General features: G+C 43.2%; 13 protein-coding genes. 8 read left to right on the forward strand and 5 right to left on the reverse strand.

Annotated features, from left to right (window positions below; all coding sequences use genetic code 11):
- Window positions 1-85: 85 nt before the first annotated feature.
- Window positions 86-604 (reverse strand): DoxX family membrane protein, encoded by a 519-nt coding sequence (locus tag ACY8D0_RS00610; RefSeq protein ID WP_462408583.1) that lies wholly within the window; start codon window positions 602-604, stop codon window positions 86-88.
- Window positions 605-804: 200 nt separating this feature from the next.
- On the opposite strand from ACY8D0_RS00610, the gene ACY8D0_RS00615 reads away from it, so the two are divergent.
- Window positions 805-1515: a hypothetical protein gene (locus ACY8D0_RS00615; RefSeq protein ID WP_462408584.1), complete on the forward strand. Its 711-nt coding sequence runs from the start codon at window positions 805-807 to the stop codon at window positions 1513-1515.
- A 259-nt stretch (window positions 1516-1774) separates the two neighbouring features.
- Here ACY8D0_RS00615 and ACY8D0_RS00620 read toward each other — a convergent pair whose 3' ends face one another.
- The gene (locus ACY8D0_RS00620) at window positions 1775-2671 is read right to left on the reverse strand and encodes a DMT family transporter (RefSeq protein ID WP_462408585.1); all 897 of its coding nucleotides are present in this window, start codon (window positions 2669-2671) and stop codon (window positions 1775-1777) included.
- A 242-nt stretch (window positions 2672-2913) separates the two neighbouring features.
- Between ACY8D0_RS00620 and ACY8D0_RS00625 the strand changes: the two genes are divergently transcribed.
- The 3 genes from ACY8D0_RS00625 (at window position 2914) to ACY8D0_RS00635 (ending at window position 6668) form a co-directional block, all read left to right on the forward strand.
- Complete coding sequence (locus tag ACY8D0_RS00625) at window positions 2914-4674, forward strand: glycoside hydrolase family 3 protein (protein ID WP_462408586.1); 1761 nt, start codon at window positions 2914-2916, stop codon at window positions 4672-4674.
- 547 nt (window positions 4675-5221) lie between these two features.
- Window positions 5222-6049 carry an alpha/beta fold hydrolase gene (locus ACY8D0_RS00630; protein ID WP_462408587.1) on the forward strand — a complete coding sequence of 276 codons (828 nt, stop codon included), beginning with the start codon at window positions 5222-5224 and terminating at the stop codon, window positions 6047-6049.
- On the forward strand, window positions 6036-6668 hold the full coding sequence (locus ACY8D0_RS00635) for a TetR/AcrR family transcriptional regulator (RefSeq protein ID WP_462408588.1): 633 nt from the start codon (window positions 6036-6038) through the stop codon (window positions 6666-6668). The genes ACY8D0_RS00630 and ACY8D0_RS00635 overlap by 14 nt, the downstream gene beginning before the upstream one ends.
- A gap of 85 nt (window positions 6669-6753) precedes the next feature.
- Here the strand turns inward: ACY8D0_RS00635 and ACY8D0_RS00640 are convergent, their stop codons facing one another.
- On the reverse strand, window positions 6754-7755 hold the full coding sequence (locus tag ACY8D0_RS00640) for a DUF3231 family protein (protein ID WP_462408589.1): 1002 nt from the start codon (window positions 7753-7755) through the stop codon (window positions 6754-6756).
- Between the two features lie 145 nt (window positions 7756-7900).
- On the opposite strand from ACY8D0_RS00640, the gene ACY8D0_RS00645 reads away from it, so the two are divergent.
- Window positions 7901-11080 carry a DEAD/DEAH box helicase gene (locus ACY8D0_RS00645; RefSeq protein ID WP_462408590.1) on the forward strand — a complete coding sequence of 1060 codons (3180 nt, stop codon included), beginning with the start codon at window positions 7901-7903 and terminating at the stop codon, window positions 11078-11080.
- 85 nt (window positions 11081-11165) lie between these two features.
- Here ACY8D0_RS00645 and ACY8D0_RS00650 read toward each other — a convergent pair whose 3' ends face one another.
- Both ACY8D0_RS00650 and ACY8D0_RS00655 read right to left on the reverse strand, forming a co-directional pair.
- Window positions 11166-12071 carry a phosphotransferase gene (locus ACY8D0_RS00650; protein WP_462408591.1) on the reverse strand — a complete coding sequence of 302 codons (906 nt, stop codon included), beginning with the start codon at window positions 12069-12071 and terminating at the stop codon, window positions 11166-11168.
- A gap of 25 nt (window positions 12072-12096) precedes the next feature.
- The gene (locus ACY8D0_RS00655; protein ID WP_462408592.1) at window positions 12097-13113 is read right to left on the reverse strand and encodes a S66 family peptidase; all 1017 of its coding nucleotides are present in this window, start codon (window positions 13111-13113) and stop codon (window positions 12097-12099) included.
- Between the two features lie 169 nt (window positions 13114-13282).
- Here ACY8D0_RS00655 and ACY8D0_RS00660 point away from each other — a divergent pair, with 169 nt between their 5' ends.
- From ACY8D0_RS00660 to ACY8D0_RS00670, 3 genes are all read left to right on the forward strand, one after another.
- The gene (locus ACY8D0_RS00660; RefSeq protein ID WP_462408593.1) at window positions 13283-13531 is read left to right on the forward strand and encodes a hypothetical protein; all 249 of its coding nucleotides are present in this window, start codon (window positions 13283-13285) and stop codon (window positions 13529-13531) included.
- 134 nt (window positions 13532-13665) lie between these two features.
- Window positions 13666-14298 carry a hypothetical protein gene (locus tag ACY8D0_RS00665; protein ID WP_462408594.1) on the forward strand — a complete coding sequence of 211 codons (633 nt, stop codon included), beginning with the start codon at window positions 13666-13668 and terminating at the stop codon, window positions 14296-14298.
- Complete coding sequence (locus ACY8D0_RS00670) at window positions 14295-15419, forward strand: DUF1835 domain-containing protein (protein ID WP_462408595.1); 1125 nt, start codon at window positions 14295-14297, stop codon at window positions 15417-15419. The genes ACY8D0_RS00665 and ACY8D0_RS00670 overlap by 4 nt, the downstream gene beginning before the upstream one ends.
- The last annotated feature ends 32 nt before the right edge of the window (window positions 15420-15451 follow it).

Raw genomic sequence — 15451 nt, forward strand, 5'->3', positions numbered from 1 at the left:
TTTGTTTTGATTTTCCATAAGTGGAAAGAGGGCCTATGGAAAGAAAAAAAGACGATTCAGTGTACCTGAATCGTCTTTTGCTTTGCTAGGCCGCGGACTTGTTTTTTTCAGCTGTGGCATTTTTGTTGGTGAACTTTCTGATGAATGGTACGACCCAGCGGTCTAATCCAATTCTGCCGGCGTTGTAGCCTGCGGTTAAGATGATGAAGCCTAAGAAAATGTCTCTAGGGTTATGAGATACGGTTCCTGCCAAGAAGAACATGAAGTTCATGAACAATCCGAAGAACATGGCAGCTGTTGTGAGGCAGCCTAGCAGTAATCCTAAACCAATCAATGTTTCACCCCAAGGAACGATAAAGTTGAATACATGGACGTTTGGAAGTGCGATCCCTTTTAAGAATTCAACGTACCAGCCAAAAACTACTGCGCCATCAGGACCTTTAACCGGGTTGGCAATTGCGCCTTTTAAGAATCCGGAAGCATCAAAGCCCCCTCCAGTTAATTTCCCAAGTCCTGCAGTAAACCAAGAGTAGCCAAGATATAAACGTAAAACCGTAAGAATGATAGCAGCGTATTTGTTTTCTCTTAAAAATTTGTTAAACATAATGTTTTTCCACCCCTTAAATTCTTTTGTTTTTTCTTTACACCATTAATATATAAAATTTGACGGTAAAAAACATGGCAATAGTGAGAAGTTCAAATTTTGTTCGAAATGTTTTGACAAAACTTTGAACAACTAACAATTCTGAGATAAACTGGTAAAAAGAATCGGCAAACTATAAGAAAATTGAGGAAGGCGGGGAAATGAAGAAGTTGTTGAAGAGACTGATGGCTATTACTCTCGTGGCATTAGCCATTATTCTATTACTTGCCATTGGGGCCAGTATATTTATCCATAATGAGTTGGAAAAACGGACGCATGAACGGATTTCCTATTTTCAATCTATTAAAAGTGTTTTATCGCTGAATTTTGAGAGTGAATGGGAAAACAAACGAAAAGCGGATAGGCAAAGGATGGATTATGGAGCAATCTCTATTTACTACCATGATGATTTTTCGGAGCTCCTGCCTATAACAAAAGAAACAATTGATTGGGCGAAAGCCATAAACAAAGAACTTTTTGGAGCTGTTAAAGAAAAACATGTGGATTTTATCGTGTTTGAGAACGGGGACGAGATGAGTGAATTCGCGGACTTTGAAAATATATCCGGATTTTATTCTGATTTTGATAAGTTAATGGCCATCAGTTACAGTAACAAGGAATCCATCTTAGAAAAGAATGAAACCCAATTGTATTTCTTTCAAAAATCTATCCTGCACGAATACACTCACTATATCTTTCAACGAATGGCGGAAAAATCGAAAGCGGGGATCTCAGCTTATCCAACCTGGTTTAATGAAGGAATATCAGAATATGTCGGGAATGACCAGACTATGGTAGAATACTCCGAATTTAGGATCATACCTTTTGGGCAACTGGCAGACAAAACACAATGGCAAGAAGCAAGGAAATAAGAGAACACAAACGTATATGAGCAGAGCTATTTTGCTATCAAATATCTTATTGATACGTTCGGAGAGGGCATAATCAAGAAAATCATCCAATCCACCAATCAGACCGGCAACTTTGAAGAAAGTCTTCGGCAAGCAACCGGAATCGGACTCGACGACATAACCTCCAAATTTCTAGCCTCAGTTAATTGAACAGTGGCGAGAAGCTGTCGCTTTAACGCAGTGGGGGACAGGCCCCCACTGCGTTAAAGCGGTGAAATGTTTATGTGGTGGTGGTTTGCTGGTTTTTTTCGATTTTCGTTTCTAGTTTTTCGCTGGCGAAGGTGGAACCTAGTATCAGGATTCCGCCGATCATTTGCATCCAGGTCATGCTTTCGTTTAGAAAAATGGCGGCGAAGATGACGGCTGAGATCGGGTCGATGTAGCTGAGGACCGCGATGGTCTGCCCTTTTAATTTCTGGATGGAGGTAAAGTATAAAAAGTACGCTAACCCCGTGTGAATGATCCCTAATATCAAGATAAATAGAATGGATTTCGAGTTTAACCCGGCAAAGTTCAGCTGCCCCTTCCAACCGATATAAGGAAGTAGAACTAGTGCTGCAGCCATCAATTGGACAAGCGTGATTTCAAAACCGGATAAATTTTTGATAAATTTATTCATCAAGATGACACTGGCATATAAGGCTGCTGCCAATAGGCCGTAGAAAATGCCCAGCATATGATTTTGCGAGCCATCTGCACTGCCTGAACCAGGGTTCACAATTAAAAATAAACCCGCCATGGCCAGGATGATGCAGACGATTTTGCCTCCCGTCAGTTTTTCCTTAAGGACCCACGGGGCCAGAATCATGACGAACACCGGCGCAAAATAATAGCTGATGGTCGCATTGGAAATGGTTGTGTACCGATAAGATTCAAATAGGAAAATCCAGTTTAGTCCGATGGCAGCACCCGATACCAAAAGCAGGATGGCGTTTTGTTTTAATGCCTTTATGGATGGTTTGTGCTTGACCAAGAAACTGGCTAAAAGCAGGAACAAACTGCCGATTACCCCTCTTAGAAACGCAATTTCGCTTGACGATAAATCAATGTTTTTGACAAATAGCCCGATGCTCCCAAAAATGAGCATGGTTACGACGAGCCTCATTTTCCCCTTCATGTTGTATCCCTCCTAGTTTTTAATCCAATCACAAAAAAGATAAATTCTCAACTTAATTTTAAGAGGATTTAGAAAATTTTTGGCGCGTATTATTCTATGAATTTTATGTTAACGGTTTCGGAAAGGCTGGATTTTTTTAAAAATAATAGTATACTAGTATACAAGAAGCAATATTGAATGAGTGTCTTACCTACCAAGTTTTTTAAAGAATTCAAACTTGCAACGAAAAAGGAGAGTACAACATGGTAAAGGTTGATTTGAAAGCAAAACCGTACTATCTATCTGATTCCGATATCAAATGGGTAAAAGAAACCATTGATTCTATGTCTATTGAAGAAAAGATTGGCCAATTGTTTATTAATATGGGTTCGAGCCGGACCGAAGAATATCTCAAAAGTGTGCTAAATGATTATCATATCGCTGGCGTCCGTTATAACCCCGGCAAAGCAGAAGAAGTATATGAGCAAAATAGAATTCTTCAAGAAAACAGCAAGATTCCATTGCTGATTGCCGCCAATACAGAGGCAGGCGGGAACGGGGCCTGTACGGATGGAACAGAAGTAGGGGTGGAAGTGAAAATCGGAGCAGCCAACGAAGTGAACTACGCTTACGAAATGGGCCGCGTATCAGGTGTAGAAGCGTCGGCCATCGGCTGTAACTGGAGCTTTGCCCCCATCGTGGATATTAATTATAATTGGCGCAACCCCATCATCTCCAGCCGTTCCTTTGGCTCTGATCCGGATAAAGTGCTGGAATTGAGTCTGGCTTACATGAAGGGAATTCGGGAAAGCGGGATTGCTCCTGCCGCCAAACACTGGCCTGGTGATGGCGTGGATGAGCGGGATCAGCATTTATCCTTCAGCGTTAACAGCTTGTCAACCGGAGAGTGGGACAAGACGTATGGCAAGGTTTATCAAGGATTAATTGATGCTGGGCTTCCTTCAATTATGGCCGGCCATATTCATATGCCTGCCTATCAGCGGTTCTTTAACCCTAATGTGAAAGATGAAGAATTATTGCCAGCAACACTTTCTAAAGAAATTACAACTAATCTTTTACGCGGGAAGCTAGGCTTTAATGGTGTCGTTGTTACAGATGCGAGCCATATGCTTGGTCTGACTGGCGCCATGAAGCGAAGCCAACTGCTTCCAACAGCTATCGCTGCCGGCTGTGATTTGTTCTTATTCTTGAATGACCCGGATGAAGACTTCGGGTACATGATGAACGGCTATAAAGAAGGAATCATTACGGAAGACCGCCTGCAAGAAGCATTAGAGCGGATATTGGGCTTGAAGGCGATGCTCGGCCTCCATAAAATAGCAAGTACAGAGATTTTGCAGCCAAAAGAAGAAGCGTTGGCAAAAATCGGCCTTCCGGAAAATAAAGCATTGTTTAAGGAAGTGGCGGATAAAGCCATTACTTTAGTAAAAGACAAACAAGATATCTGGCCGGTCACTCCGGAAAAATACAAACGCGTATTATTGGTGGATGTAAAAGGCGTGCAGGGCGGGTTTGGCGCCTTGATTGGAAGCAAGGACAAAGCTGTCGATATGATGAAAGAATTGTTAGAGGCCCAAGGATTTGAAGTAACAGTTTGGGAATCCACAGAAGAGAGAATCATGAAGCTTCCGGAAGAAGAAAGAGGGGCAGCGATTGCTAATGTCTATGCACAGAAACGGCCAATCACTGAACTGACCGACCATTATGATCTCATCATCAATATGGCGAATGTGAACCCGGGAACCGTGCAAAGAATCGTATGGCCGGCAAGTAAAGGGACACCGGATATTCCATTCTATATCCATGAGGTGCCAACTATTTTCATTTCTGTTCAATATCCATACCATTTGGCCGATGTGCCGCAAGTCAAGACATACATTAATGCGTACGACAGCAGGAAGCAGACACTTGAGGTGCTCGTGGAAAAATTAATGGGACGCTCTGAGTTTAAAGGGGTCAGTCCGGTGGATGCGTTTTGCGGATTTGTGGATACAAGGATTTAGATTTATCTAACCTCAAAAATTCAATCCAATATTCTTAAAATGAAAAAGTATCATTCGTCTTTACCTGAGCGAATGATACTTTTTTTCGTTGTCATAATTGGGCGCTACGAAGGAATGCTTCCTATAATTGTCCTCAACCGTGTAATGAAGCGCTTACACCAAAACGCTTCCCAAGCATTCCCTCCTAGCCTAAAATTTCCTAACTAAGAAAACCTCCAAAACATAAAGTACCGGCTCCACCTTCGCCCAATACCATGATAGCCACACACGCTATCCCCACTAACATCACTATAAACCCAGAATATTAATAAACTATTAACTAAATGTTAGAAACAAATTAATTTTGGACAAACCTCTGCGCTAATACGGTAATGCGGTGGGGGCCTGTCCCCCGCTGCATTAAAGCTTTAACGTGATGGGGGACAGGCCCCCGCCACGTTAAAGCGGTGCATGAAGTTTATTTGTAATTATGATTGACTGGTATGGAAAAAATTTCTATAATCGTGTTGTGACCATGTGGTCATGAAAGCGGGGAGGTTGAAAAGCAATGGCGGTTGTTAATGTTCATGGTGGAAATATTCATTATGAGGTAATTGGTAATGGCGACCCCATCTTATTGTTACATGGGATGGGCGGCACTTGGAAAATGTGGGAGCCCCAATTGGACTTCTTTTCAAAACACTATCAGCTTATTTTGCCGGATATGCGGGGACATGGGGAATCCACGACGGCATTTCCCGAGAACAAGTTCACGCTTGAAGCGATGGCGGCAGACCTCCCGGAATTATTAGAACATTTGGGTGTAAAAAAAGCTCATGTAATTGGAGTATCTATGGGAGGGGTTATTGCTCAGATTTTTGCTTACACCCATCCGGAATATGTGAATAGTCTCATTCTGGCTGATGCCTGGTGTGAGTTTCCGGACCAGTACAGCAAGTGGGTCACGGGGCTTACGGTGCTGCTGGCAAAAGTACTGCCCGTCAGCTTCATCAATAAAGCAACCTATAGTTTATATAAAGGGAATGCAGAGGATCAGGTATATACCCGTCAAATGATGGCCAAGTCGATAAAATTTACAAAGGATTCATTTATTGCCCTTAAAACGATGCGGTTTCCTAACATAAAAACATATTTAAAAACGATTTCCGTTCCAACACTAATAGCATACGGTGACCGGAAATCATATGGGATTGATGAAGAAAAAGGGGCAAGAACCATTTTTAACGAGATTCAGCATGCTGTCATGGCAGGCTTTCATCAAGGATTTGATCCTGTTACCATCATGAGAAAGGACCCATTTAATCAAGTTGCCTATAACTTCATAAGGGGGATTGAGCTTCCTGAATTAGCGGGCGTTCGTTATGAATACAAGTAAAGGGATGGAATTATTTTCAAAGCAGCCTGCAGAAAAGCAGGAAATGATTATACAGGCTGCCCTTGCTGAATTTGCCGAATATGGGTTTGACCTTGCATCTACAAACCGTATTGTCGAGAATGCACATATTTCAAAAGGTGTGTTATTCAAGTATTTTTCGACCAAGGAGCAGCTATTTATATATCTCATGCAGCAAAAAATGGAGAAAAAGCTTTACTGGATGAATCGTTATAACCGGTCCCTGCCAAGTGATTTTTTTGAGATTTTACGTTGGTCCACGTTAAGGGAAATGGAGTTTTTTAAGGAGGAACCCCTGTTTTTCAAGACGTTCCAACATGTTTCCAATCAGCACGAACATCCAGTTTATCAAAAGGTCCTGCAGCTTTCACATCAATACAGCGAAGCGATTGTCAAAGAGCTGATCAGCAAGCTTCCTGTCGATGACTTGAGGCATGGAATCAGTGTCCATCAAGCATTTCAATTTATTTCATGGGTTTTTGAGGGATTTAAAAAGCAATACATGGTGGATATCGATTCTCCCGACTGGGAAAACAAGGCTTTGGATCAGGTCGACCAACTCTTTGAACTCATCAAATACGGAATATATGAAAAACAATGAAAAGCAGCCATCCGGCTGCTTTTGCACTCATCTGGGAGATTATATTTCCCTTGAAGTGGGGATGTCTGTTCGTAAAACATTGACCTTATATTATCACCAATCGGTCATCGGCAAAGGGGGGTTCTTCTAACCAGCCTTTTTTTATCACTAGTTTAGAGAAGGATCCGAATACAAGAAAGTCTTCCATAATCGCTTTTTCACAATTGGTGGTGATGTCGACTCTCGCGCTTGCTGTGCTGGCAGCACCGTAATAGCTAATGGCAGCTGAAAGTAAGAAACCGGCATGGAACGCCATCAGCCGATTGGAAAAAGGGGACACTGTGGATGTCGTGATTTCTGTGTCCAACGTTGGTGCCGTATGAAAATTTTCCTTTAATAACAAATTGGAGAAAACGCCAATATGTTTGTTTTTTAGTTGTATGCACTTGTCCAAAAATTTATTGACAGCATGATCTTTACAAACCTGTCTAAATGCAATAATTAAAGCCTTGGATAACCGGCTTTTTTGCAGATTAAAGAAAATATTCCCTGATTCCATGGTATTCATCGAGCGGCGTTCCCCGAATACATCTGTCATATAACTCAGACTCTTCACATACTGAACATGGTTGGGAAGCGCATATAGTGGAGGTTTAACGAACCAATTTTTTGCTATCAGCAAATCAAGGGACTTATTATAAAGGTTCATCGTGTCCAAATTGCATTGATAATAAAAATCCCTGATATCTTTGCGAATCGACACGCTAAATGCAAGGCTATAGGACTGCGATCCGTGTTGAGTCATCGTATGTAGGTAATACAAGCAAAAAAGGTCAGAAAACAGTGGGGGTGCATCATAATTAGCATCTTGATCTGAGAATCCCTTCGGAACCGGAAAATTTTCTTTGGTAAACAAATCTATAAGCGTACGGATATGTTGATTGGATAAATCCAGAGCGGTTTGCAGCAGATTAGATATCTCTTTATCTTTTACGATTTTTAACATATATTTTGTCACACATACCGATAAAGTTTCGCGGGCGTAATGGGTCCAGATATTGGAAATTTCAGGCGAGGTTAAACGATTGGAATCGTTTCTTTCTTGCATTAACATCCTTCCTTTACCGTGTAGAGACATCTCCATTTTTGTGTTATTTTAACCTAGGCTTATGCTTTTATGTGTTAAAATGTAGTTTATTAACTGTTCGGATACCAAAATGTACAAATAACCCCACTGGGAGGAGTAAGTCGTCATGAACTTTCACGTAAATCAAAAAATCATCAAAGAAATGTGCGGCGGTATCTCCTTCAAACGAGGGGAGTATTTTTACCGGAACCAAAAAGTTACTTTTCAACAATATTTTCCGGATCGTTGCCTGGCAACGGTAACGGGAGAAGAAAAGTTTCATGTCAAGATTCAAACGGATACCAGCGGAAACATCCAATCGGAATGCACCTGCCCTAAATTAGCCTCCTTTGACAAGGAGTGTCAGCACGTTGCTGCTGTTTTAATCGCCATTCACGAACATCAGCGGCAAAAAACAGCGCCTGCGCTTGTCGCCGGAGAACTAACGGAAGGTTTTCTCAGTCTTTTTACTCCATCGTCCATTCGGCCGACCGGCCATCTTCGTCACTTCGAACAACGTACCGTGCTTGATGCCGCCTTTATCTGTAAACCAGTCGAGACAGGTAAAGGCCAGTATTTGGTTGGGGTCGGAATGTCGATAGGTCCGGATCAGGTCAATGATCTCCGGAGTTTTATTAGCCACGCTTTAAAGGGTCAAGCTTACGCCATATCTGACTCGTTGCTATTTGACGCTGAGCATTTTTGTTTTGAGAGAGAAGCGGATGCGGTTCTTCAAGAGCTCAACCAAGTCATCCGTGACGAACAAGTATATGGAACCCATGCACCCAATAGGGGAGCCGATTTGATTCTCATCCCGCCATCATCATGGGCACGCCTTTTACCGGTTTTGCTTGATGCACCTGATGTGACGGTAGAATCCAACGGCCAATCTTATAAAGGCCTTCGAATGATAACCGGCACGCTGCAATTACAATTTAATTTTTCCATAACTGAGCACGAGGGATATCAGCTGAAGGTAAGTGGCCTTGACCAACTGATGGTCCTCGATTCCTATCAGTCTGTTTTATATGATGGAAAAATAAAGGAGCTCGAAAGTCAGGACCTTCAACGTCTTTTGGACATGAAGCGAATGCTTGAAGCCTCAGGAACCAATTCAATTCCCATTCCCATAGAACAAGTGCCACTTTTCCTTGAAAAAACAGCCCAAGGGTTGAAAAGACTGGGACAGGTTACTGTATCCCAAGCTGTGGCTAAAAAATGGATGAGTACTCCCTTGAAGGCGAAGCTCTATCTGGACCGTGTGAATAACCTGCTTCTGGCCGGACTCGAATTTCATTATGAAAATTGGATCATCAATCCATTGGAAAACAGGGAATTGCCTACAGGCAGCCTGTTGATTCGTGATGTGGAAAAGGAAAATCGAATTTTAAAAATAATGGATGACAGCTCTTTTGCCAAGACGGACGGCGGTTATTTTTTGCATAATGAGGAGCTCGAGTATGAGTTTTTGGTCCATGTCGTTCCCAAACTCCAAAAGTTCGTGCAAATCTATGCCACAACGGGCGTAAGAAATCGAATTGTCCACAAAAGCATGATTCCTCATGTTCGGGTAAAGGTCAAAAAGGAGCGGACCAATTGGCTTGAATTCAAGTTTGAAATGAATGGGATTTCCGATGGAGAGATTCGTGAGGTCCTGCAGGCTTTGGAGGAAAGGCGGAAATATTACCGGCTGCCAAACGGGTCACTGCTTTCGTTGCAAACGAGGGAGTTCGAGGAAATTCAACGGTTCCTCCAGTCGCCGCTCGCTCAAAATCAAGATTTGGCCAATGGGCTGGATTTGCCGCTCGAAAAGTGTTTACAGCTTCTCGACACGGTTGAGGTGAGTGATGCCTTTAACCTGGAGAAATCGTTCCGCTCGTTACTCGATGATCTGCATCATCCCAGCCGGTTAAAATTTGAAGTCCCTGAAAGCTTGGATCCGATTTTGAAGGACTATCAAAAGGTCGGGTTTAAATGGATGAAAACACTGGCGTTATATGGCTTCGGCGGCATTCTGGCGGATGACATGGGACTTGGGAAAACGATTCAAAGCATAAGCTTTATTGTGTCAGTGCTGCCGGAAATCCGTGAACAAAAGCAGCCGGTCCTCGTCGTTTGCCCGTCATCCGTGACCTATAATTGGCTCAGCGAATTGAAAAAGTTTGCTCCCGGTTTGCACGCGGTTGTCATCGACGGAACTAAAGCGGAGCGGACGAAGCTTTTAAATGAAAGACAGAAGCCCGATGTGATGATCATCTCCTATCCACTAGTGCGGCGGGAAATCCCTTGGCTGGAGAAGCAATATTTCCATACTGTGTTTTTTGACGAAGCTCAAGCTTTTAAAAATCCTTTGACCCAGACAGCGCGGGCTGTAAAAAGGCTGCCGTCACGGTACCGGTTTGCCTTGACCGGAACGCCGGTTGAGAATTCATTAGAAGAGCTATGGTCGATTTTTCATGTGGTCTTTCCTGAGCTTTTCCTCGGATTAAAGGATTTTAGCCAACTGACAAGGGAAAAGATTGCCCGAAGAATCAGGCCGTTTTTGTTACGCAGGATGAAGGAGGACGTTCTTTCCGAGCTTCCCGAAAAAAGGGAGTCACTGGAATCAGTGGAACTGTTCGATGACCAAAAGAAACTGTATGCCGCCTACCTCTCGAAGCTGCGGCACGACACGTTGAAGCATTTGGATAAAGACACGATTCGGAAAAACCGGATTAGAATTTTGGCCGGTTTGACACGCCTGCGGCAAATTTGCTGTCACCCTGGATTGTTTGTCGATGGCTATTCAGGCAGTTCCGCCAAATTTGAACAGCTGATGCGGATTTTAGAGGAATCTCGGCAAACCGGAAGAAGGGTGCTGATTTTTTCGCAGTTTACTAAAATGCTGGAGATTATTGGCCGCGAATTGACCATGAAGGGGCAGCCGTTCTTTTATCTCGACGGGCAAACCCCTGCGGAAGAACGGGTGCAAATTTGTGAGCGGTTTAACCGTGGGGAACGGGATTTGTTTTTGATTTCTTTAAAGGCAGGCGGGACCGGCTTGAATTTGATGGGGGCCGATACGGTTATTTTGTATGACACGTGGTGGAACCCGGCTGTCGAGGAGCAAGCGGCAGACCGTGCGCATCGGATGGGCCAAAAGAATACTGTTCAGGTGATTAAGCTCGTGGCTCGCGGGACGATTGAAGAGAAGATGAATGAACTGCAGGAAAAAAAGCGCCATCTTGTCCAGGAGGTTCTTGATTCCGACGAGAAAGCCATGGCGGTGCTTACCGAGGAGGATATCCGGGAGATTTTAATGATCTAACCTAAACACAAGAAGGACAGACCTTGAACTCAGGGTGCTGTCCTTCTTGTTTTTTGAAAAAAATAAACTGGCGAACGTTACCGAATTAATCTAATGCTAAATGTAATGTAGCACCACATTCGTTCACTAACTCCCGGTCCTCCTGATCGTCTGCATACAATAAAAGCATGATGAGTGTATACATAGCTTTAAACTTCGCGGTTGTTTTCCATTCCGGCTTTATTTCCCCGTACCAATGGAAAAACTCGTTTCTGCCTGAGGCTGGTAAAAAGCCGTAAACAATTGATAAATCGACGGCGGGGTGGCCGATATGTGTGTCGCCCCAATCGATAACAGCTGAAAGCTGCCCATTGTCATCCACAAGCAGATTTTTAAAGTGCAAATCACCGTGGACCAATGTTAGAGCCTTATCTCCAAAGGGGGCGTTTATGGTTGAAAAAAATTGCTGGAGTTTATCCACTAGGTCAGAATCCAATAATCGTGTGGCTTTTTCCAAATTGGCCTCCAGTATGGGTTTTCTTTTTACCACATCCATCCGGCCTAGCTGATCATAGGGAATTTGCAGTTCCTCTGCCTTCTTTAGTGGAAAACCGTGCAGTTTTTTTAAAAAAAGGGCTAAGGGTTTTGCCGATTGGATTCGCTGTTCCTCCGTCAACGCGGTCGGAGTTTTTCCCCTTAACAATGCATATCCGGCAAATGGCCAAGGATAATCCCCTTCTGCCATTCCTAAAAATAGCGGGTTGGGAATTGGAATGGGCATTTTCGGCGCGATGGAGGGGAGTATCCGGCATTCGGTTCTCATTAGGTTTGCGGCAATTTCTCTCCGCGGAAACCGGAAAACATATTGGTTATTCACACGAAAAACGGAATTATCAAAGCCCTCCCCTAAATTCGTTACACGGACAGGCTGCAGCTGTGGAAACTGTTTTTGAATTATGCTTGTGGCCCTGTTAATCGTAACAGCGTGCTCCGGTGACCATGGTTCAGTCATGCTTACACTTCCTTGTCTAATTAAACTACGGCCGGAAATATTGGGTGACGGTGCCCTCGCCGTCGGCAACTGCAACTTTTGCAAAAGCGCCATTGATCAATGTCATCTGTGGCGGCACATGTCCGCAGTCGATATCATAAATAACCGGGATGTCCAGCTCGACAGCCAGTTCTTGATAGACATCCTCCGCAGTGTAGTTATCTATGGGTTTATTGGCTGGACTGCGGCCGAACATCAGACCGGAGCAGCCGTCAAACCATCCCGCCAGCTTCATTTGGACCAAAGACCGGCGCAAATCAGCTGTATTCAGTTCGCAGTTTTCTAGATACCAAATAACTGGTTCCCCGGAGAGATATTTTTCCCTGAAGCCCTGAACATCGCCGAAGGGGGTTCCAATCAGATGTCTGATAATGTCGATGCACCCGCCAAGAAGCCGGCCTTCTATCTCTATTTTGGCACTCGGTATGGATTTCCACACTGTCCTTTCCGTCAAGTGAAAAACACACGGGGAAGGCGAGTCATGGTTCCATTCCTTTTGATACAAGGCAGAGGAATGTTGAACGACGGATTCCCCTGGTTTCGTAGATAAAACGTTCTGCCACATCTTCGTCGTTTCATCCGAATAATCTCCACGCAAGTCTACTAAATTTGTGCCATGAGCTGTGGCCCTACCGGTTTTTAACGTGATGGCCAGCAGCAATCCGCTTATGTCTGAGTATCCTAATACCCATTTATTTTTCATATTTTCAAAGTCGACCTGTTCAAGAATTTCCACTAATAGTTCTCCACCCCATGGAGGAATCAGGATGTCCACTGTATCGTTGCTCATCATTTCATTGAATTCGGCCGCCCGTTTTTTGGCTGGAGCCGACTTCGCCTTAGCCTGCGTCCACACTGTCCCGCCGCACATTGTTTGGTAACCTTCTTGCTCCATTCGTTGGCAAGCAAGTTTTACTAAAGGGTGCAGCTCAGGCGGCACACCGGAAGAAGGTGCTGTTATTCCGATTGTTGCTCCTTTTTTTAAATAAGGAAATGTAATCATGGTTTCTCCTCCGTATGGTTTTTCATGATTTTACCAGATTGGAGCTGTTTGAACCATTTTTAAGGTCGTTTTCACAAATTTTGATGCGTTTGAAACAATAAACTTATTTACCATATATTTCAAAATTGAGATATAATCCATTTATAAAATATAGAGATGGAGGGACTAAATGAATAAGTATGGCCGGCTTTCTTTATTAATGGTTGGTATCTGCATAGCATTATCTTTTTTTGTTAATGAAAACAATAAGTATCCAGGTATTTTCCTATTAGTGTTCAGTATCCTAGCAATAGCAGGAATCGTTTTCGCCATTTTATCGAAAAAATGGTCAAATATTATTATTAGCGTAATTTTAAATGGTGCCACTTTAGTTTTATTCTTCTTTTTGTTATTAGGAATGGGAATAGGAGAGGCATAAATGAAAGAAAGTTAACGACTCTATTAGGGTCGTTTTCTATGTTGATCTTAATTATCGATTGGAACAGAGCTTATTTATATATGCACCAATATTTGGTAGTCTAGAAGTAATGAACAGTTTGAGGAGGAAAGGAAATGAAACGTTTGCCGTTTGAGCGTCCCACAGACTTTTATGATGTTCGGCTGCTTCCTATTGATGAACAAATCTGTGCGTTGTTGAAAAAGCGCGGGGACATGCCGGACCACAACCCGGGGTTCCCGCCGGCTGATTCTATGTCGGAATGGGCTGTAAAATATGATTTGTATGAGGATTTGTTAAACTCGTTATTTGGATTGTTGAGAGATGAAGAGCAATTTAAACCTCGGGTTGAGCCGAGGAACTTTATCAAACAGGTTCCCATCCTAAAGGCTGTTGAAAAAAATGACCGGTTGTATACACTCTCGTTTATCCGCCAGTTTGACAATGCCAGTGTTGTCCAATTGAATTGCGATTGGCATGAAACGGAGGAGGAGCAGGATTTGCGGCATATGCGGCACAAGGACCATACCTTTCTCGAACTGGATATGGGAGAAGGGTACGAATGCTGGATGGATACCGGACGTGGGACGACCGGACAATACAGCAGGAACTTTATTGTCTCGCCAGGGATACCGGAGGATGTTTCAGGATTAATATTTACTTTTAAAGAGTATAAGGATCCATTCAAGGCTAAACCGACAGGGCAGGAAATTGTTTTTAACTTAGATGAAGGAGCCAAGAAAAAATGAGAACAAAAGCAAATTATCCCTATATTTATTTTTTCATCGAACCTAATGTGGTCTTTGTCTATAAAATTGAAACCGGTCAATATTTAACTCTGGATGATCTTCATCATACAGGAGAGTGGCAAACCTATGAAATCGATGGTCCAGGTGAGTTTGATGGGTTTCATCATGAAGACTACCAGCCGCTTGTGGGGAGAGGTTATGCTATAAAACTAGATGATCATATTTTTATGCTCGAGAACATCAATAAGCAAATCCAAAAACACCGCAAGCCTGACGATTACGAGCCAGTACATATTACAATTTCGGAATCGGCAGCCGGTTCGTTAAGGTTTGGGCTCGAGCGGCCGAAGACAGTCATTGGGTTCCCGGATTTCTTTGAGATTGGCCCGCTTTGGAGGCTTCATGAAAAAATCGGTCAGGATTTCCGATTCCAGTGGATGGGTGAGAATATTAATACCGAGATGGATGATTATGAGCAGGAAACGAAATTTATTAATACACTTTTAGAAATCGAAGATATTCCGGAACAAGTGCCGATTTATCTATGGACGGCCAATAATGCCAAAGAGCAAACCGGAATCCGGTACATTCTAACCTTGCTGGGCGGGAAGGCGAATGAACTCTATTTAATCAATTCAACGGATTGCTATCACGAAATGATCGACGTGCAGGACGAATATCACCATATTACACATACCAGTGAGATCCATCCGGATAAATTAAAACAAATCTTTGAAACGGCAAAGGGCAAACCTTTATCGGATGAGGAAAAGCGCCAATATCAAGAAGAATGGCGGGAGTTAGCGGAAGGAAAACAAGTTTTAAGGATATGGAAAGACAACAGGATTATCAGCGTCTCCGAAGATTATTATGATTCACTCATTCTCGACACGATTAAGAATTTGCAACAACAAAACGACTTTATATTGACCGCAAGAGTGGTAGGGGCAACACTTGGCCAAATGCAAGAACCCGTAAGCGACTCCTACCTGGAATACCGGATCAGACATCTGGTCTACAACCAGCAGCTAGAACTAAAAGGAATTCCCAAATCGATGAGACATTACTCCGTAAGACAACGAAAAGCATGGGGACAGGCCCCCACCGGAGCACCGCATTAACGTGGCGGGGGACAGGCCCCCGCCATGGTAAT

It is taken from the genome of Neobacillus camarae (genome assembly GCF_054950115.1).